Raw genomic sequence first — 19,661 nt, forward strand, 5'->3', positions numbered from 1 at the left:
ATCGTACTGTGCGCGGTGTGGCGCATTTAAGGAATACGTTGGCTGGGATGTCGGGGTTGGGTGGGCGGGGGTCAGGGGGGGCTCGATTTCGGTCGGTTCTTGAGAAGTTCGCGGCGGAGCCGTCGGACCTGGTCCTGGGCGACGGGGGCGAATTTCGATCGCAGGATCGGGGCCCCTCGGAACCAGGCTTCGGGCTCGGCGAAGGCCGCGTGCATCTCGACGAAGAGGGCGTCAGCGGCTTCCTTCGACTTCAACCGGCTGACTTTGACGTAGCTGACGCCCCCCTGGAACGGGTTCGCGGGACCGTTTTCCGCGAGGTTCTTCCAGTGGTTGGTCGGCTCGCCCGGGGGGTTGAAGGCGGGATCGACGCGCGCGGCGATCACCATCGAGTCGTCGGTCCGGGTCGCCATGACTTCGTCGACGGCTTCGAACGCGATCCGATCCAGGAGCCGGCCTTTCAGGTGGACGAACCAGTGCGGGGCGTCGCCTTCGAGCTGGGCGACGCGATTCCGGGGCTTCGGGTCGTCGGCGGTGAGCAGGCGCTGCTCAAACCGCATGTTGCCGACCTCAACGGCCTTCGCGTCGGCTTGCGTGATCAGCTTCACCGGGTCGAGCTGGCTCAGATCGGCCCGGACGACGAACCAGAGGTCGACCGAACGGATGATCGAGTCGGCCGTCTTGGCGTCGTGGAGCTTGAGGATGTACGGGGCGGTCACCGAATCGCGGAGCAAGTCATTCACCGCTTGCTCGGAGCCGCAAAGGTCGAGCAAGGCGGCGCGTCGGCCTTTGTCGTCCAATCCGTCGTGGAAGGTCGGCGCGGGAAGGGCGACGGTCGTTCCACCGGCCTTGAGGCCGTCGCGCAACGCCACCTCGTAAACCGGGTTGCGCTGGTGGGCGGGCTCCGGGCTCGGGTCGGGCTGCTGGGGAGGTAAGAAAAGGATCGGCGCGAGCACGATCGCTGCGAGATGGTTCAGCATGGCCGGATTGTAGCAGTTTCGCGGCTCGCGTCGATCGAAGTGGCAAGTTTCGCCGCCGCGCGTCCGATGAACCGAGTGAGGAGTGAAATCCACTCCGACGATCGCGTGACGGAATTCGAATCGAGACTTGGCGAGACAGGCATGGGTCGCGTGTATTCCCACAACCGACATTCGAGCGCATGGCTGACGCTGCTGATCGTCGTGATGCTGACGTTCGTGAGTGGCTGCCATCATGCCATTCCGATTGTCGGGCAGTTCCAGGGGGCCGCGCAGGTCGACGCCCGGGCGGACGTTCGGGGCGAGATGGCCGTCAAGCTTCCGGCGGCGATCGATCCCGGGCCGATGGTCGTGGCGACCGTCGAGGCGTCTCCCAGCGGCGATTCTTCGCACCGGGTCGCGGTGATCGACGTGGACGGCTTGATCCTGAACCAGAACGTCGAAGGGATTTACGACTCGGGCGAGAACCCGGTGGCCGGCTTTCGCGAGAAGCTGGAAGCGGCTGCGGGGGACGCGAAGGTCGTGGCGGTGGTCTTGCGGATTCACAGCCCCGGGGGGGGCGTCACCGCCTGCGACATCCTGGCCGACGAGCTGGGACGCTTCAAGGCCGCGACCCACAAGCCGGTGGTCGCCTGCCTGATGGACGTCGCCGCTTCGGGCGCCTATTACCTGGCGGTCGGAGCCGACCGGATCGTGGCCCATCCGACGACCCTCACCGGCGGCGTCGGCGCGATCTTCAATCATGTGAATCTGGAAGACGCCATGGCGCAGCTCAACGTCACGGTCGAGCCGATCAAGTCGGGGCCGCTGATCGACATGGGGAGCGTCACCAAGCCGCTCGACCCCCAATCACGTGAGATCCTCGTCGAGATGGCCGACGGTTTTCGCCAGCGGTTCCTGGGAAGAATCGCGCAGCTACGGCCCGTCGTGAGCGACGCCGACCTCAAGGCGATTTCCGACGGCCGCATCCTCGCTGCTCCCAAGGCTCTTTCGCTGCACCTGGTGGACCAGATCGGCTATCTCCCCGACGCCGTCGGCGAGGCCCGGCGCCTGGCCGGCGCGCCGGGGGCCGAGGTGGTCCTCTACCATCGCGACGGGGCGCCCGCGCGGTCGCTGTACGCGATCGCTCCGAAGCCCCCCCGCATGGGCGAGGTGTTGCCGTTCAGTTACCCCGGACTCGACCGGGCCAAGCTGCCGACGTTCCTCTATCTCTGGCAGCCCGACCCGACCCTGCCCCGGACCACGGCCCGGTGAGCCAGGACATCCCTCGTCCGCTCGACCCCGATCCCGCGGAATGGCCCGTGCTCGTGACCGGCGCCGGCGGCTTCGTCGGCGGACACATTGCGCGGAGGCTGGCCGAAGCGGGACATCGCGTGCGAGGACTGGTGAGACGACCGCCCGTCGAACGGGCCGGCGATCCGGCCATCGAATGGATCGTGGGCGAATTGTGTGATTCGGAGCGGGTCCGACGCGCCCTGACCGGCGTGCGCGGGGTGATCCATTCGGCGGCTTGGGTCAGCCTGGGCCGCGACCGCCTCGGCGTCAGCCGCGCCGTGAACGTCGATGCGACCCGCCAGTTGCTGGACGAGGCTCGACGCGTCGGGGTCGAGCGGTTCGTCTTCACCTCGACCTTGCACACCCTGGCCGCGGGAACTCCCGAGACGCCGGCCGACGAGGACGCGCCGTGGAACCTGGAATGCGTCGAATCGCCTTACGGGCGCTCCAAGCGCGAGGCCGAGGTTTTCGTTCGCGCGGCGAGCGAGGGCGGGTTCACGACGATCGTGCTCTGCCCCGGGATGGTCCTCGGCGCGCGCGACCTCAAGCCGACTTCGACGCTGCTCGTTCGCATCATGGCCCGCCATCCCGTGGTTGTGGTGTCGGGGGGCGGCATCCCGATCGTCGACGCTTCGATCGTCGCTCTGGCCCACCGTCGGGCCCTGGTCCTCGGCGAGCCCGGCGCGCGTTATGCGGTTGTCGGAGAGTACCTTGGCTTCCCGGCCCTCGCTCGATTGGTGGCTGAAGTCGGGGGCTGGCCGCTGATGGTCTTCGTCTTGCCGAACTTTCTGGAGCGTCCCTTGAAGGCGACGGCCGATATCTTCACCTGGCTGCGCCTCACCGCCGAGTTTTCGGGGCCGACCGTCGCGGGGGGCTTCCTCCATCACCACGTTTCGGGCGTCCGGGCGGATCGGTGTTTCGGTCTGGTGCATCCGCCTGCCGTCGAGTCGGTCCGCGCGGCCCTCGTTTCGGTTGGAGGCGGACGTCAGGGCCTATAATGAGATGAGACCGGGTTATTTTGCGATTCGACCTCGATCCTGACGGGCTCGAAAACCGATGGCCATTCAATCGCTCAAAGGACATCTGCTGATCGCCACGCCCGAGGTTCACTCCTCTTTGTTCGCTCGTTCCGTCGTTTTGATGGTCGAGCACACGGAGGACGAGGGGGCCAAGGGGATCATCCTCAATCTCCCCACAAGCGCCACCATGACCGACCTGGCGGGCAAATTGTTCGACGAGGACTTCGTGTGGGACAAGCCGCTGCATCTCGGCGGCCCCGTCGCCGGTCCATTGCTGGTCCTGCACACCGACCAAGGGCTGGCCGACCTGGAAGTCGTCTCGGGCGTTTACATGGCGCTCGACGCCGTGAAGTCGCAGCACCTCATCAGCATGGAGGTCGAGCCGTCGCTGGTCGTCGCCAACTTCTCGTGTTGGGCCCCTGGTCAGCTCGAAGACGAGTTGAGCAACGACGTCTGGCTGACGACGCCGGCCGACACGGCGCACATTTTCCTGCGAGGCGATCAGGATCTCTGGCAGACCGCGATCCGCCAGATCCGGGCCGACAAGCTCAAGGAAATCATGCGGCTCCGCGAACCTCTGGGCGATCCCAGCCTCAACTGAGGCGGGAATCTCGCGCCGGTGGCGTCCTGTAAAGCTCGCGCGAAATCCCTATCCTGGTTGGCGAGCCCTTCCGATTCGGGAGGCGGCCGCAACGGACGTGGGAGATCAGCGAACGTGTCTAGCTTGGACGGCGAGGCGAAGCGGGGGGCGGCGACGCAAGGTTTGCATCGCGTCGTGGTGATCGGCGCCGGGTTCGGCGGCCTGGCGGCGATTCAGACGCTGCGGCGGGCTCCGGTGCGGCTCTCGGTCGTCGACCGACAGAACTACCATCTGTTCCAGCCGCTCCTGTACCAGGTGGCGACCGCCGGGCTGAACCCGAGCGACATCTCGGGGCCGATCCGTCGCATCCTCCGCCAGCAACGGAACGCCGACATCCTCCTCGCCGACGTGGTCGGGATCGACCTGGCTCGAAGAACCGTGATCCTGGCCGACGGCGAGTTGGGTTACGACAGTCTGATCATAGCGGCCGGGGCGACTCACTCGTATTTCGACCATCCGGAGTGGGAAGAGTTCGCGCCGGGGTTGAAGTCGATCGAGGATGCGCTGGTGATCCGCCGCAAGGTCCTCCTGGCCTTCGAGATCGCCGAGCGCGAGACCGACGAGGCGCGGCGCCGGGAGTGGCTGACCTTTGTGATCGTGGGGGGCGGACCGACGGGCGTCGAACTGGCGGGCACGCTCCGCGACGTCGCCCGGATGACGCTGGCGCGCGACTTCCGGCACATCGACCCGGCCTCGGCCCGGGTGATTCTGATCGAAGGCTCCCCCCGCGTATTACCGTCGTACGTCGAACAGCTTTCCGAGAGTGCGAAGCGTCAACTCGAAACGCTGGGCGTGGAAGTACGCTCCGGCGTCCACGTCACGGGCATCGACGCCGAAGGGGTGTGGATCGGTTCCGAGCGGATCAAGGCGCGGACCGTTCTATGGGCGGCCGGCGTCTCGGCGTCTCCCCTGGGGAGGATGATGGGCGTGCCGCTGGATCGAGCGGGCCGCGTCATCGTCGAGCCCGATTTGACCATCGCCGGCTATCCCGAAGTCTACGTGATCGGCGATCTGGCCCATGCCGAGCAAGACGGCCGGCCGGTGCCGGGAGTCGCGCCGGCGGCCGCGCAGATGGGCAAGCACGCGGCCCGGAGCATCCTCCGCGCTCTCGGAGGCAAGCCGCGCGAGCCGTTCCGCTACGTCGACAAGGGGTCGCTGGCGACGATCGGCCGCGGCGCCGCCGTCGCCCAGATCGGCCGCCTGAAGATCTCGGGCTTCTTCGCATGGCTACTCTGGCTGTTCGTCCACATCTTCTTTCTGATCGGCTTTCGCAACCGGCTGTTCGTCATGATCCAGTGGGCCTGGTCGTACATCAGTTACGATCGCGGCGCGCGGTTGATCACCGGCCGGGCCGAAGGCCCTCTGGTCCATGGCCTGACCGAAAGCCGGCTGCCGTCCACAACGCAAGCCGAGGCGATCAAGTGAACGGCTGAGCCGTCGATTCTCGTGGAAATCCCCCGCCCGAGCGGCGAGAATCCTATCCCCGCGTCGATCGCAGGGCGGACCGTGTTCCCGAACGTCTCCATGGCATGAAGCGAGGTTGCGTGGGCGATGTCGCCCATGCGGAGTAAGCATGATGAATGTTGGAAGTTCCACGATCCGTTGCACGTTTCTCGTCCTGCTGACGGCGGCCGTCGGCTGTGGTTCATCGAGCCATAGCCAGGCGGAGACCAACCCGGCCGGCGCGTTCGTCGTCAAGCCCTACATCCAGCTCGGCGATCCTGCAGACCCTCGCAAGATCGACGGCCTGGACGTCGTCTGGCACGCCGCCGACGTCGACGCCGGCTGGAAAGTCGAGTACCGGGCGGCCGACGACCAGCCCTGGCGGTCGACGGACGCGCCTCGGAGCCAGAGGATCGCCGTCGTGGGACAGCCGCCGCACCGGGTCTATCGAGCCGGTCTCCGCGACCTGACGCCCGGCGGCGTTTGCTCGTACCGCGTCATTCGAGGGGACGAGGTCGTTTTCTCGTCGACCGTGAAATCACCGAAGGCCAAAGAGCAGCCGCATCGCTTCGTGGTCTTCGGCGACTGCGGGGCCGGGACCCCTGGCGAGAAAGCCGTCGCCTATCAGGTCCACAGTGCGAACCCCGACTACGTGATGATCACCGGGGACATCGTCTACAGCCGAGGACGGGTTTCCGAGTACCGCGACAAGTTCTGGCCGGTCTACAACGCCGACGAGGCCTCGCGCGACGTCGGCGCTCCGCTGCTCCGTTCGACGCTGTTTCTGGCCGCGGCCGGCAACCACGACATCGCGGATCGAGACCTGGGCAAGAACCCCGACGGACTGGCGTTCTTCTTCTACTGGGACCAGCCGCGCAACGGTCCCGCGCTCCGGGACGGCGGCCCCCACGTGCCGCCGCTCAGGGGCCCCGAGGAGAACCAGAAGGCGTTTCGCGAGTCAGCCGGCGACGCCTATCCGGGGGCCGGAAACTTCTCGTTCGACTACGGGAACGCCCACTGGACCGTCCTCGACACCAACGCGTACGTCAACTGGACGGCCCGCGAAATGCGCGCCTGGGTTGAACGCGACCTCGCCGCCGCCCGTGACGCCGATTGGCGGTTCGTCTCGTTCCACCAGCCCCCCTTCAACTCGTCGAAGGCCCACTTCGCCGACCAGTTGACGCGCGTGCTCGCCGATGTCTTCGAAGCCGGCAAGGTCGACGTCGTCTTCAGCGGCCACGTCCACAACTATCAGCGTACCTACCCGCTCCGGTTTACCCTGGCCGTCGACGCCGCCGGCCGCGCCGTCAAGCCGGGCGAACTGCTGGGCGGCTCGTTCGTCCTCGATCGCGCGTTCGACGGCCGGACCATGACGCGCCCCCAGGGCGTCATCTACCTGGTCACCGGCGCGGGAGGCGCGACCCTCTACGATCCAAGCCAGCAGGACGACCCCGATTCATGGCAGGAGTTCACGTGCAAGTTCGTTTCCAAGATCCACTCCCTGACCGTCGCCGACGTCCAGGGCAAGACCCTGACCGTCCGCCAGATCTCGGCCGACGGCAACGAGCTGGATAAGTTTAGTGTGACTAAATAAGCTCGGCCGGCTCTCGGCGCGACGAACGATCGGGACCGCGCGGTCCCGACGGTGGTCGATTTCTTCGTCGCTAGTCCGTCTCGCCCGGGGATTTTTGTTGCTTACGACCTGACGATCAGGTGGGATATTACGGAGGAAATCCTGCTTGGGATGGGGCTTGCATTGCACGTCGAGTCGACGCGAGGCGGTCGGGATGATCGAGAGTTCGGAAAAACATGAGGGGTTCGCGTACAGTCGCGCGCGCTGGGACTGGGCGAGTTCGGCCGATCATGCGTACTGGATCACGGGCACGAGCTCGGTCGACCATTTCGACCGGTCGGGCTGGGCCGACGCCTGTAATCTCGCGACGTTGTGTCCGGGCTACCGCGACCAGACGATTCTGGAGTGGGGCAGCGGCAGCGGCCGCGTGACCCAGTATCTCTGCCGGATGTTCCGGCGCACTCATGCGGTCGACATCTCCAGCGGCATGCTCGGCTTGCTCGCCCAGCGAGGCTTTCCGGATCTCTCGCTACACCATACGGATGGGGCGGAACTGCCGCCGGGGATCGCGGTGGACGTCGTTTATTCGTATATTTGCTGGATGCACAACCGCAAGGAGGATCTGCCGGCGATCATGCGAGCCTGTCGCGCGGTCTTGAAGCCGACCGGCAAGTTGGTGTTTCAGCTCCCCGTCTACGACGAGCCGCGATCGCCTCGGACGTTCATCGATACGGCGTGCTGGACGCCTCGAGAATTCCTGGAGCTGGCCGAGGAGACGGGTTTCGCCGTCACGCGGATGACGGCCAGCGTCGGTGCGTTCGCGCCTGAGTCGATGGGAGCCAACCACTTCGATCTGCACGAATGGCGGCCCCGGCCGTGCGCGTCGTCGAATCACGATGCCAACGGGCGGCCGGCGTCGATCTGAGTCGGAGAGGGAGGTTATGAGTCAACCCGCTGACTGTCCTGATGACGATCAACTGCGCGAGTACGCCGCGGGACGGCTGCGCGCCGAGTCGTTTTCGACCGTCGCCGCGCATTTGCGCTCGTGCACGAAGTGTCGATTGCAGGTCTTCGCCGGAGAGCCGACGATCGAGGACGAGGGGCCGCACAGTTTCCGTTTCGATTTGACGGGCGACACTCTGAACGACGCCGAGAGGGTCAACCCTCGCACCGACTACGACGCCAAGCTCAATCGAGACGACGCCGACAGCGCGGTCCGCTATCTGTTCCCCGATCGTCAGGGGAGCAGCCTGGGCTGGCTCGGCAACTACGAGGTCGAATACGAACTCGGTCGCGGCGGCATGGGGATCGTCTTCAAGGGGTTCGATCCGCTGTTGCATCGCGTCGTCGCGATCAAGGTCATGGCGCCGCCGCTGGCGGTCAACGAACGCGCCCGGCTGCGGTTCTCACGCGAAGCGCGCGCGGTAGCGGCGATCAACCATCCCAACGTCGTCACGATCCACGCCGTCAGCGAGCACAAGGACGTGCCCTACCTGGTCATGGAATACGTGGCCGGCGAGTCGCTCGAGGATCGGATTCGCCATCGTCGCCCGCTGCCTACTCTGGAGATCGTGCGGATCAGCGCGCAGATCGCCGACGGCCTGGCCGCGGCCCACGCGGTGGGGACCATCCATCGCGACGTCAAGCCGGCGAACGTCATGCTGGAGAACTCGGTCGACCGGGTCAAGATCGGCGATTTCGGCCTGGCGCAGGTCGCCCTCGACTGCGCCGATCTGACCCCGACCAACCAGGTCCTCGGCACCCCCTCGTACATGTCTCCCGAGCTGGTCGAGGGTAAGGAAGTCGATGCGCGCAGCGACCTCTTCAGCCTCGGATGCGTCATCTACGCGATGGTCGTCGGCCACTCTCCGTTCATCGGCAGTCACATGCTCGACGTCGTTCGCCGGGTGAGCGACTTCGACCCCCTCCCGCTCGACGAGGTCGACCCGAGCATCCCCAAGTCGCTCGCGGCCTTGGTTAGCCGCCTCCTGGAGAAGGAACCGAAGAACCGCATCCAGTCCGCGAACGAAGTCGCCGACGAATTGCGGCGGCTGTTGACCACCGAGAGCCTCGAACCGTCGCGGGACGTCACTCCGTTGCTCTCGCAGCCCAGGAGCCTGTTCTCGCAACCCGAGAGGCGCGGCCTCCTGAAGCGCGGTGCCGTCGTGGGGTTGCTTGGGGTGGTCGCGGTCGCGGCGATCGCCTCGGCGTGGTGGTGGCGGCCCTCTTTGTCGTCGTGGTTTCGGCCGCAGCCGGTCGCGCGGTCGGGGAACCAGCCTTTGACGGTCTCGCACGATGGGGCCGCCGATTTCACGGACCTTCGCAAGGCCGTCGAACAAGCGAAGCCCGGCGCGACCATTCAGATTCTCGACGACGGCCGCTACGAGGGGCCGATCATTATCACCCCGTTGCAGCGGTTGAGCGGCCTGACCATCGAATCGCCGCGTGGCGCGACGCTTTTCGCATCGGAGAAGGAGATCACTCTCCTGGAGGTCCGTGACACGCCCGGCATAACGGTGCGCGGGCTGAGGCTCGAGTGCGGCCGTGAGCAGCACGGCGTCGTGCTTTACAAGAACGTCTCGGGGATGGTTCTCGACAAGCTCCAGATCGATCAGCCGGCGGGTTCGCGAAAAGCGGCGGTCTACTTGACCAACGGGACGCGCGGGTCCGCCGAGAGCCCCGCGCGATTGAGTGAGCTTGACGTGACGGCCGGAGGGTTGGGGATCGTGCTGGGCGGCGAGACGCTGGGGGCCGCCATTTCTTCGGTCCGGATCGAGCGTTGTCGGATTCGCGGCTCGGGCTTGCTCATCATCTTGGAGAACGACATCCACGACGTGACGGTTTCCGAGTGCATTCTCTCCGATGGGCAGATCGGCGTGACCTTGGACGTCACTGGCGAGGATCCGGTCGCCAACATGATGATCAGGAACAACACGTTCTTCGGTCTCAATTCCTGGATCAGCCTCGGCAAGTCGCGGGACGACTTAACGAACCTGTCCATCGCCCGCAACTTGATCATCGATTGTGACGGGACCAATCCTTCGAGGCACGACTTGTCGGTCGCCGGCCCGCGCTGGTTCGAGGGTAATGTGTGGCGAGGAGGCCGCGGCGTCGCCGGCGCCGGCTTCGTCGCTCAAGTGGTCGACGACGTACCGTTACTCTCGCTCGACCCGGCGAGCCCCGATTACCTCCGCCCCGCCGAACCGGCGACGATATCGGTGAAGGACGCCGCGACGGGCGGTTCCGCCTTCGCGGGCGCGGTCCTTCCCAGGCACGAGGCGCCTCCAACACATCCTTGACCGCCGCTCACGTCCACAACGAGACGGAATCCCCCCCATGAAGTACGACGAAGACCACGATCTTTCTTCGATCGACGACCCCTCCTCCACGACTGGCGCCTCGCCGCCGGCGGGCTTCCCGTCTCGCCTGTCGACCGCCGAGCTGCGTCGTTCGCTCGAAGCCGGTTGGCCGCATCCCGAGGCGACCTCGGCCGCGTCGCCCGTCGTCCATCTTTCGGGCGCGGCGCCGGCCGGAGCTCACGTCGCGTTCGGCGCGTCGCCCGTCGTCCATCTCTCGGGCGCGGCGCCGGCCGGGGCCCACGTGGCGTTCGGCGCGTCGCCGTCCGTTCATTTATCAGGCTCAGCGCCGACTGGCGCTCATGTTTCGTACTCGGGGTCGCCCGCCGTCCACCTTTCGGGCGCTGCGCCGATTGTGGGGTCGCATCAAGTGGGCGCTGTCTCGGGGGGCGTACCGAGCTGGCAGGGCTTTCAGGTAGGCGGGGTTTCGAAGGCGGCGATCTCGGGCGCGGGCGGCGTTTACGACGAATCCGAATCGTCGGCGACGACGCCGCTGAAGATGACTCACATCGGCCCTTCGCTGGTGCGGGCGGGGGTGGAGGTCTGGCTTAAAGGGCTGTCCCGGTTTCTCGACCCCGGCCGGCTTCAGTTCACCCGCTGCCTGGTCACGATGCCGGAATTCTTCGATCCGGAGTTCGCGGCCGAGCTGTCGATTCCCACCGAGGTCGGCGGCCGCGAGGCCGTCCGTCGGGCCGCGGCGGAAAGCGACGTCTTGATGATCTGGGGGCCGAGCGAACTGGGCGACTGGCTCGGAGACTGCCGCCCCGCCCTGACCGTCTTCGTCGCTCACGGCGAGGGGAGCTACACGCGCGGTTATCTCGACGGCTGCGGGCCCGTCGTGGATCATGTGGTGGCGGTCAGTCGGAGGGTTCAAGAGCGAGTGACCGACGGTTATCCGACCACGGTCATTCCCAACGGCGTCGATTCGTCGCATCTGGCCAGGAGCCTCTCGCGTTCGGAGTCGCGCGCACGGTTCAGCTTCGGGCCGGACGACTTCGTCGTCGGCTACGTCGGCCGGTTCTCGCCCGAGAAGCGCGCCCACCGCGTCATCGAAGCGGTCGCGAAATTGCCTCAGAATTTCAAGGCGCTCCTGGTGGGCTGGGGGCCGTTGCATCCTCAACTCCTCGATCTGGCCAACCGCCTCATTCCAGGACGGTTCGCCATGACGGTCGGGAAAGGCTGCTTCGGCGACTACTACGAGGCGATGGACGCGCTCTGCATGGTCTCCGCCGAGGAGGGCTACCCCTTGGTGGTCCTCGAAGCCATGATGTGCGGGCGTCCCGTCATCGCCACCGACGTCGGCGGCGTCCCCGATCTCCTGATCGATCGGGTCAACGGCGTCGTCGTTCCGGGCGACGTGGAGTCGATCCGCTCGGCGGTCCTGCTGCTCCAGAAGCATCCGGAATGGGCCCGCGGTCTCGCGGCCGAAGCCAAGAAGGTCGCCGACGAGCGCGGCCACGCTCGCCGGATGGCCCGCGGCTATGAAGACCTCGTCCATCGGCTCTGGCGCGAGAAGAAACAATCCGCCGTCGGCTCCCGAAACGGCCGCGAAACCAACGGAGCCCTCTCGCACGGAGTTCGATGAACCCCCGGGGCCGACGCCCAGGACGTTCCGGCGATCAGTCGAGGAGAGCCCAAGCCCGAAGGGCGGGAATCGAGGCGGCCGAGGTCATGCAGTCGTGACCTCGGCTCGTTGCGATCCGGGGGCGGGGCGCTGGGTTTATTGGTAAGCCTTAAGAATTTCTCCCGTAGGCATTCCTGGAGTTCGTCCCGGCGTGTACATTGAAGCATCCGAGTCGCGCCGAGGGTCGTCGGTGAGCGTTTGGAGAGGGCCTTCCCCGCGCTCTGTCCGCGCGGGAAGGCCGAAGGCGGATCGAGTCCACGTGCAGCCGGCAGGCGAGCGCTTCGAGAAACGAGTGACACGTCATGGTCCGCGCGCTGATCTCCTGGAGCCTGCACAATAGGCTGATCGTGATTCTGGGCACGATCTTGCTGATCGGGGTCGGGCTGCATTCCGCGCGGAATCTCAACGTGGAGGCGTACCCCGATCCGACGCCCCCGCTGGTGGAGGTGATCACCCAGAATCCGGGCGCCAGCCCCGAGGAGATGGAGCGCCTGATCGGCATCCCCTTGGAGACGGTGCTCAACGGCATGCCCGGGCTCCAGTATCTGCGGAGCATCTCCCTGGCCGGCCTCAACGACATCAAGTGCCAGTTCGAGTACGGCACCGACTACTGGCTGGCCCGCCAGGAAGTCATCAACCGCATCAGCATGATAAACGGCCTTCCGCCGGGCGTCACCCCCGGCCTGTCACCCTGGAGCCCCACCGGCGAGATCGTCCGTTACGTGCTCGAAGGCCCCGGATACACGCTCAACCAGATCAAGGCGGTGCAGGACTGGGTGCTTGAGCGGCAGTTCCGGACGGTGCCGGGAGTGATCGACGTGACCGGCTTCGGGGGGACGGTCAAGCAGTACCAGGTGCTGCTCGACGGTCAGCTCATGAAGCGATACGACGTGACCCTGCAAATGGTCACCGACGCGATCAGCCAATCGAACGCCAACGTCGGCGGCGACATCCTGCCGTTGGGGCCCCAGTCGCACAACGTCCGGGCGATCGGCTATCTCGGCGAGGGCGTTGATCCGCTCGATCCCGCCCACGCTGACCGGGCCTATGCGATCGAGGTGGAGAAGCTCGAGGATCTTCAGGACGTCGTCGTCACCACCCACAAGAACATGCCGGTCTACATCCGCCAGCTCGCCAAGGTGGTCATCGGCTATGAGCCTCGCCTGGGGGTCGTCGGCCGCGACGGCGAGAACGACGTCGTCGAAGGCATCATCCTGATGCGCAAGTACGAGAAGTCGCTGCCGACCTCCAACGCCGTTCAGGAGAAGATCGACGCGATCAACAGCGGCGGCATCCTCCCCGCGGGCATGCGGATCGTGCCGTTCAACAGGCGAACCGATCTGGTCAACGTCACGACCCACAACGTGCTGCACAACATGCTGGTGGGCATGGGGCTGGTGACGCTCATCCTGTTCGTCTTCCTGGGCGACCTGACGAGCGCGGGGATCGTGGCGCTGATTATCCCGCTGGCGATCTTGTTCTCGATCTCGGTGCTTTACATGCAGGGCAAGTCGGCCAATCTGCTGTCGATCGGCGCAGTCGACTTCGGCATCATCGTGGACAGTTCGGTCATCATCGTCGAGAACATCTATCGCCACGTGACGGCGCGCGGGGCCGACCGCAGCCGTCCCTTGATCGACCGCATCGCCGAAGCCTCGCACGAGATCGAGCGGGCGCTTTTCTTCTCGACCTTGATCATCGTCTGCGCCTTCATCCCCCTCTTTTCGATGACCGGCCCGGAGGGCGCGCTGTTCGGCCCGATGGCGAACACCTACGCCTTCGCGATCTTCGGGGCGCTCTTGCTCGCGGTGACGCTCACGCCGGTGCTCTGCTCGTTCTTCTTCCACAACAAGAAGGAAGAGAAGGACACCTTCGTCGACCGGCTGATGAAGGTCCGCTATCTGACGATGCTCAACCGGGTGCTGGATCATCGCTTCCTGGTGCTCGCGGCGATGGTCGGGCTGTTGATCTTCACGGCCACGCTCGTCCCGCGGCTCGGCGGCGAGTTCATGCCTCCGTTGGAGGAAGGGAACCTCTGGATCCGCGCCCTCCTGCCGCGGACGGTCACGCTTCAGGAAGCCGCGCGGGTGGCCCCTCGCCTCCGCTCGGTGATCGGCTCGATCCCCGAGATCCGCGGCGTGATGTCGCACGTCGGCCGCCCCGACGACGGCACCGACGTGACCAGCTATTTCAATCTCGAGTTCAACGCTCCTCTGATTCCCATGGAGCAATGGCGGACGAAGCCCGTCATGTTCCTGGGCCGCAAGATCTGGGACCGAGCGATCACGCGCGAGGAGATCCAGGAGGAGTTGGGCGAGAAGTTTCGGGAATTCCCCTCGGTCAATTTCAACTTTTCGCAGCTTATTCGCGACAACGTCGAGGAAGCGCTCTCAGGCGTCAAGGGCGCCAATTCGATCAAACTGTTCGGCAACGACCTGAACGTGCTGGAGGAAGAGGGCCAACGGATCGTCACGATCCTCAACCAGGTTCGGGGCATCGACAACGCGGGCCTCTTCCACATCATCGGTCAACCCAACCTTGAGATCCAGATCGACCGGCATGAATGCGCCCGCTACGGGATCAACGTGGCCGACGTCGAGTCGGTGGTGCAGGTCGCCGTGGGAGGGCGTGCGTTCACGCAGATGGTCGAGGGAGAGAAGCGATTCGACATCGTGCTTCGGCTCCCCAAGGACCAGCGCGACGATCCCGAGGTGATCGGACGGATCTTGGTGGACACGCCGGGGGACGACGGCAAACCGGGCGCGCGGATTCCGCTCAAGCAACTGGTCAAGATCGATCCACACAAGCCAGGCGCTTCGTACATCTATCGCGAAAACAATCGTCGTTACATACCCATCAAGTTCAGCGTCCACGGACGCGACCTGGCCTCGGCGATCGCCGAGGCCCAGCGCAGGATCAACGATCCGATCACCGGGGTGAAGCGCCCGGAGGGCTACCAGATCGAGTGGGCGGGGGAGTTCGCGCAGATGGAGCAGGCGAACAGTCGCCTGATGTTCATCGTGCCCCTGTCGATCAGTCTGATTTTGATCTTGTTGTACACGACGTTCAAGTCGGTGAAGGACGCGTTGCTGGTCATGTGCAACGTGCTCGAGGCGGCGATGGGAGGCGTGCTGGCCCTGTGGGTGACCGGAACGCCGTTCAGCATCTCGGCGGCGGTCGGGTTCATCTCGGTCTTCGGCGTGGCGGTGCAGGACGGCGTCTTGCTGATCTCGTACTTCAACCAGATGCGCGCCGCGGGCCTGCCGGTTCGCGAGGCCGTGATGCGCGGGGCCGAGCTGCGGGTTCGGCCGGTGGTGATGACCTCGCTGACGGCGGCCTTGGGCCTGCTCCCCGCCGCCCTGGCGACCTCGATCGGCTCGCAGGCCCAAAAGCCCCTGGCGATCGTCGTGGTCGGGGCCATGCTTTGCACCTTGTTCCTGACGCGTTATTTGATGCCGATCCTTTATAGTTTCTTCCCGGCCCCGGCCGGAACCGCACCCTGCGGCGAAGATCTGATTGAAGGTTCGCACTACAGCGACCGCTTCTTCCCTCACAAGCACCGCTCCGCCTCGCCGGACGGCCGCCGTGAAGCCGCCATCGATTCCGACGAGGGCGACGCGACCGACTTTGGCGCTGAAGATCACGAAGGAAGCTCGTCATGAGAATCGGCTGGAAAATCCTGGTCGTCGCGCTGGCCGCGGCGGGCCTCGCCGGCTGGCTGGCCGTCGATCACCAAAGCCGGGCGCGCGCGCTCTCGGCCTGGCATCAGCTCTCGGGATCCGCGCACCACGCCGACGAGCCGCCGCGGAAGGACTGGGTCAAATCGCCGGGCGAGGCGACGTCGACCCTGCCGCGCGGCGTGGTCGAGCTGACCGACGCCCAGGTTCAAGCGATCGGCCTGAGGACCACCACGGTCAAGACCCAGACCGAGCCGGTCATCCTCCGGCTCACCGGCGTCACCGATTACGATCCGGCCACGCTGACCTTGATCCGGTCGATGTTCGATTGCCGGATCGACAAGGTGCTCGTCGGTTTCGGCGCGGTGGTCAAGGCCGGCGACCCCCTGCTCGAAGTGTTCAGCACCGACCTGGCGCAGACCAAGAGCGACTACGAGACGGCGCGCAGCCAGTGGATCCGCGACAAGAAGGTTCTCGACTACAAGGCTCCCCTGGCAAAGAGCGAGACGATCCCCCGCAAGGAACTGATCGAGATCGAGAACGACGAGAGCAAGAGCCGGCTCCTAATGAAGCTCGCCAGGGACAAACTGCTCGTCTATGGCCTGACCGAGAAGGAAGTCGAAGACGTGGAGAACGAGGACGGCGTGCAGAAGGCCCGGCTGATCCTCCGCTCGCGGGCCGACGGCATCGTCATCAAGCGGTCGGTCGTGCCGGGCAACTACTACGACGCCAAGGACGAGCTGATGGAGATCGCGCCGCTCGACCACCTGTGGGTGCGGGGCAGCGTCAGCGAGCTCGACGCCGACAAGGTCGAGATCGGCCAGACCCTCCGGATCATCTTCCCGTACTCCGATCAGACGATCACCGACGAGGTCGAAGGCATCGACAAGGCCATCGACCCCGAGACCCGCTCGGCCAAGTTCCGGACGTCGATCCCCAATCCCGAGAAACGGTTCAAGGCGGGCATGTTCGTCCGCGTCCTCCTGGAGATCCCACCCAAACCCGGTGAGACCGTCATCCCACGCGAGTCGATGGTCTCGGTCGACCGCCTCGATTTCGTCTTCGTCCAGCAGCCGGGGCCCGGCCATCGATTCGAGCGCCGCAAGATCCTGGTCAGCAAGGAGACCAGCGACTGGGTGATCGTCGCCAGAGCGACCACGGAGCACGCCGGCTTGAAAGTCGGCGAGACGCTCGCCGTCACCGGTAGTCTGATCCTCGAGCAAATGCACGAAGATCGGCTCACCATCGAAGGCAAGAAGTCGTCCGATCGCCCCAGGGACGACGAGTCGTTCGGCAGGCCCGAAAAGTCGGTGACCATCAAGCTGCACTGATCCGAGCCGGGCCGGACCGTCGCGGCGATCGCTCCGCGGTCGCGGTTTGGCTCCAGTCGGCCGCGCGGCCGGTCGATCTAAGAAAGGCGTCGATCGTATGGATTCGATCGATCGCGAGACGCCCGCCCCGGCGATCCCGGCGGCCAAGCCGCGTCGCGCTCAGGCCGGGATACGGCCTCGCCGTGCCTGGGAAGGAGCCTGCGAGACGATGAACCCGTTCTTGGTTCGACCGAGCCCCCTGCTCTTACTCGCCGTCGTCCTGTTGGTCGCCGCCGTTCGCGCCCCGGCCCAGGGGACCTCCGACTCGGAGGGATCGGCCGCCGGCTCGTCGGTGTCGCGACTCGGCCGGGCGCCGGGCAGCGGCGGCGGCTCGCTCGGGAACTCGCCGAACACCGGCCAGATCATCGGTGGACGCCCGGGGATCTCGACGCCCAAGGGGATTCCGACTTCGGTCTCGACGCCCGAGGCGATCTCTCCGACCCTGATGCAGCAGCCGATCGCCCCGCCGGAGTCGGCGCCGATTTCGGGCGCGTCCGTGCCGCTTTTCGGCGTGATCTCCATCCCCGAGGGCGCTGAGGACGACGGGCCGGCCGACGGCGTGACTCTGGACGCCGCCATCGCGACCACCTTGAACCGAAGCCTGGATCTCCGCTCGAAATTCTTCGAGATCCCCCAAGCCAAGGCCGACACCCTCCAGGCCAGCCTCAGAGCCAACCCGGTCTTCTACGCCGACGCTCAGCTCGTCCCGTTCGGCCAGTTCAACCGGGCGGCGCCGGGGGGCCCCACGCAGTACGACGTGAACGTCACCTACCCGCTCGACGTCACCCGCAAGCGACAGGCGCGCACCCAGGTCGCCATGCGGGCCGAACGCGTCCTCGAGGCGCAATATCAGGAGGCGGTTCGACAGCGGATCGACGACGTCTACGACGCCTTCGTGTTCGGCGTCCTCGCCGCGCGTCAGACGGTCCGCTACGCTCAGTCGAGCGTCAAGGGGCTGCAAGACCTGACCGCGAGGACCGAGCAGCTCCACCAGAAAGGCGGGGTCTCGCTCGGCGATCTGAATCGGATCAAGAACCAGTACCGCACCGCCCGGCTCGGATTGATCGACGCCCAGGCGTCGTATCGCAAGGCCAAGCTGGAGATGGGTTCGCTCATGAACCTCACCCGGCCCGAGATCGAGGCGATGAGCGTTCGGGGGACGATCCAGGACGATGCGCCCCCGCCGCCGCCGGTGGAGGAGATGGTCAAGATCGCCTTGGCCGAGCGTCCCGACATCGTCTCGTTCCGTCTGGGACTTCACCGGGCCGAAGCCGACGTCCGACTCGCCCGCGCCAACCGCTTGAACGACGTCTTCGTCCTGGCCCAGCCTTTCACGTATCAGGACAACACGCCCTACGGCCTCAAGAGCGCGTACTCCTGGGCGCTCGGCGTCACCGTCCCCTTGCCCGTCTACAATCGCAATCAGGGGGGCATCCAGCGCGCGGTGCTGAACGTCGATCAGACCAAGACCGAGATCGCCGAGCTTGAGCGGCAGATCGCCATCGACGTCGAGAAGGCCGCCCAGGAGTACGCCGTCACCCGCCAGGAGGTCGACGAGCTGAAGTCCGAGGTCATCCCGGCCGCCCGCCAGGTGCAGCAGGAGGCCTACCGGCTCTACCTGTCGGGCGAGACCAGTATCGTCAACTATATCAACGCACAGCTTGATTTCAACCAAGTGGCCAAGCAATACCTCGACACCGCGATCCGCCACCGCCGCAGCATGCTGGATTTGAACACCGTCACGGGCAAACGGATCATGCCCTGAGTGGGATTCGGCCGAAGATCGGTTCGGAGATTCCCGAGACTCTGTGGGAGGGACTGATGTCGCGTCGAAGATCCCGAAGCTGGAAGCCGGTCGTCGAGGCCGTCGAAGAGCGCCAGCTCCTCTCCCTGGTGACCAACATCATGATGAGCAACCACCAGAGCTTCATGAACTCGGTCAAGGCTCGCTCCATGCTGGGCGATTCCTCGTCCGCCGCCGCCTCCGCGGCCTCGACGAGCGGACAAAAAGGTTTCGCCCCCTCGCAGTCGTCGATCGCCCTGCCCGAGAATCAAGGGCCTCAGGGGATCAACCTGATGCTCTCTCCGAGGGGCGCGATGACCCCGCTCCAGTACAAGAAATCGCTCTACACGGCGAAGTTCGTCGGCAATTACACGATCGGCCCCGGCCGGTTCGACAGCGAGGCCCTCCAGGTGGCCATCCAGGGCGTCGGCAGCACCACCAACATCCTCCACGCCGACATCCAGCTCGGCCTGATCGTGGCCAAAGACCCGAGCATCCAGAACAGCGGCGCCAGCGTGATCTTCGACCGCAACATCAACTCGAACAGCTCGCTCGGCTTCAACCTGGCGTCGCCCAGCAGCGACGTCGACGACCACGGCAGACCCAATCGCTTCGTGAGCGTCTCGCTCGACACCAACACCAGCGCGGGGAACTTCGTCGAGGGCTACTCTCAGGGGGTCCTTGAGATCAAGTACAAGCCCAACGGCAAACGCACGCGCGGCGTGCTCGAACAGGGGACGGCCGTCGTCACCTTCAAGGGACAGGTCTACGCGCCCAACATCGCGTTCATCCTCCGCAACGCCAATATCAATCCGTAAACTCCGCGACCGGCCGGGGCGCGGTACGACCGACACCCGCCCCGTCCTGGCGTGGTCCCTCCGCGACAGGCTAGAATGGACGTGTTGGACGCGGCGCTCGACCGTTCAG

At 65.7% G+C, this 19,661-nt stretch carries 13 protein-coding genes; 12 read left to right on the forward strand and 1 reads right to left on the reverse strand.

Annotated features, from left to right (window positions below):
• Positions 1-71: 71 nt before the first annotated feature.
• Positions 72-977, reverse strand: a complete 906-nt coding sequence (locus BSF38_RS01950) for a hypothetical protein (protein WP_145951932.1) — start codon at positions 975-977, stop codon at positions 72-74.
• A gap of 141 nt (positions 978-1,118) precedes the next feature.
• Here BSF38_RS01950 and sppA point away from each other — a divergent pair, with 141 nt between their 5' ends.
• From sppA to BSF38_RS02010, 12 genes are all read left to right on the forward strand, one after another.
• A complete protein-coding gene (gene sppA, locus BSF38_RS01955; protein WP_237170702.1) occupies positions 1,119-2,228 on the forward strand; it encodes a signal peptide peptidase SppA in 1,110 nt (369 codons plus the stop codon).
• Positions 2,225-3,247, forward strand: a complete 1,023-nt coding sequence (locus tag BSF38_RS01960) for an NAD-dependent epimerase/dehydratase family protein (RefSeq protein ID WP_076343215.1) — start codon at positions 2,225-2,227, stop codon at positions 3,245-3,247. The genes sppA and BSF38_RS01960 overlap by 4 nt, the downstream gene beginning before the upstream one ends.
• A 58-nt stretch (positions 3,248-3,305) precedes the next feature.
• Complete coding sequence (locus BSF38_RS01965; RefSeq protein ID WP_237170703.1) at positions 3,306-3,869, forward strand: YqgE/AlgH family protein; 564 nt, start codon at positions 3,306-3,308, stop codon at positions 3,867-3,869.
• 123 nt (positions 3,870-3,992) lie between these two features.
• On the forward strand, positions 3,993-5,333 hold the full coding sequence (locus BSF38_RS01970; protein ID WP_076343216.1) for an NAD(P)/FAD-dependent oxidoreductase: 1,341 nt from the start codon (positions 3,993-3,995) through the stop codon (positions 5,331-5,333).
• Positions 5,334-5,481: 148 nt separating this feature from the next.
• Positions 5,482-6,945, forward strand: a complete 1,464-nt coding sequence (locus BSF38_RS01975) for a metallophosphoesterase (RefSeq protein ID WP_099091937.1) — start codon at positions 5,482-5,484, stop codon at positions 6,943-6,945.
• 193 nt (positions 6,946-7,138) lie between these two features.
• Positions 7,139-7,849, forward strand: coding sequence for a class I SAM-dependent methyltransferase (locus BSF38_RS01980; RefSeq protein ID WP_076343217.1), 711 nt, complete (start codon positions 7,139-7,141; stop codon positions 7,847-7,849).
• Positions 7,850-7,865: 16 nt separating this feature from the next.
• Positions 7,866-10,223 carry a serine/threonine-protein kinase gene (locus BSF38_RS01985; RefSeq protein ID WP_076343218.1) on the forward strand — a complete coding sequence of 786 codons (2,358 nt, stop codon included), beginning with the start codon at positions 7,866-7,868 and terminating at the stop codon, positions 10,221-10,223.
• Between the two features lie 37 nt (positions 10,224-10,260).
• Positions 10,261-11,865, forward strand: a complete 1,605-nt coding sequence (locus BSF38_RS01990) for a glycosyltransferase (RefSeq protein ID WP_076343219.1) — start codon at positions 10,261-10,263, stop codon at positions 11,863-11,865.
• A gap of 341 nt (positions 11,866-12,206) precedes the next feature.
• On the forward strand, positions 12,207-15,566 hold the full coding sequence (locus BSF38_RS01995) for an efflux RND transporter permease subunit (protein ID WP_083712632.1): 3,360 nt from the start codon (positions 12,207-12,209) through the stop codon (positions 15,564-15,566).
• Complete coding sequence (locus BSF38_RS02000; protein ID WP_076343220.1) at positions 15,563-16,912, forward strand: efflux RND transporter periplasmic adaptor subunit; 1,350 nt, start codon at positions 15,563-15,565, stop codon at positions 16,910-16,912. Before BSF38_RS01995 ends, BSF38_RS02000 begins: the two co-directional genes overlap by 4 nt.
• Positions 16,913-17,120: 208 nt before the next feature.
• Complete coding sequence (locus BSF38_RS02005; protein ID WP_076350536.1) at positions 17,121-18,716, forward strand: TolC family protein; 1,596 nt, start codon at positions 17,121-17,123, stop codon at positions 18,714-18,716.
• Positions 18,717-18,772: 56 nt separating this feature from the next.
• A complete protein-coding gene (locus BSF38_RS02010) occupies positions 18,773-19,552 on the forward strand; it encodes a hypothetical protein (RefSeq protein WP_076343221.1) in 780 nt (259 codons plus the stop codon).
• The last annotated feature ends 109 nt before the right edge of the window (positions 19,553-19,661 follow it).

The organism is Paludisphaera borealis (assembly GCF_001956985.1).
GTDB classification, from domain to species: Bacteria; Planctomycetota; Planctomycetia; order Isosphaerales; family Isosphaeraceae; genus Paludisphaera; species Paludisphaera borealis.

Coding starts and splice junctions, on each gene's coding strand:
- BSF38_RS01980 (WP_076343217.1), top strand. CDS start 7,139: ATGATCGAGAGTTCGGAAAAACATGAGGGGTTCGCGTACAGTCGCGCG.
- BSF38_RS01985 (WP_076343218.1), top strand. CDS start 7,866: ATGAGTCAACCCGCTGACTGTCCTGATGACGATCAACTGCGCGAGTAC.
- BSF38_RS02000 (WP_076343220.1), top strand. CDS start 15,563: ATGAGAATCGGCTGGAAAATCCTGGTCGTCGCGCTGGCCGCGGCGGGC.
- BSF38_RS01975 (WP_099091937.1), top strand. CDS start 5,482: ATGATGAATGTTGGAAGTTCCACGATCCGTTGCACGTTTCTCGTCCTG.
- BSF38_RS01995 (WP_083712632.1), top strand. CDS start 12,207: ATGGTCCGCGCGCTGATCTCCTGGAGCCTGCACAATAGGCTGATCGTG.
- BSF38_RS02010 (WP_076343221.1), top strand. CDS start 18,773: ATGTCGCGTCGAAGATCCCGAAGCTGGAAGCCGGTCGTCGAGGCCGTC.
- BSF38_RS02005 (WP_076350536.1), top strand. CDS start 17,121: ATGAACCCGTTCTTGGTTCGACCGAGCCCCCTGCTCTTACTCGCCGTC.
- BSF38_RS01965 (WP_237170703.1), top strand. CDS start 3,306: ATGGCCATTCAATCGCTCAAAGGACATCTGCTGATCGCCACGCCCGAG.
- BSF38_RS01990 (WP_076343219.1), top strand. CDS start 10,261: ATGAAGTACGACGAAGACCACGATCTTTCTTCGATCGACGACCCCTCC.
- BSF38_RS01950 (WP_145951932.1), bottom strand. CDS start 977: ATGCTGAACCATCTCGCAGCGATCGTGCTCGCGCCGATCCTTTTCTTA.
- sppA (WP_237170702.1), top strand. CDS start 1,119: ATGGGTCGCGTGTATTCCCACAACCGACATTCGAGCGCATGGCTGACG.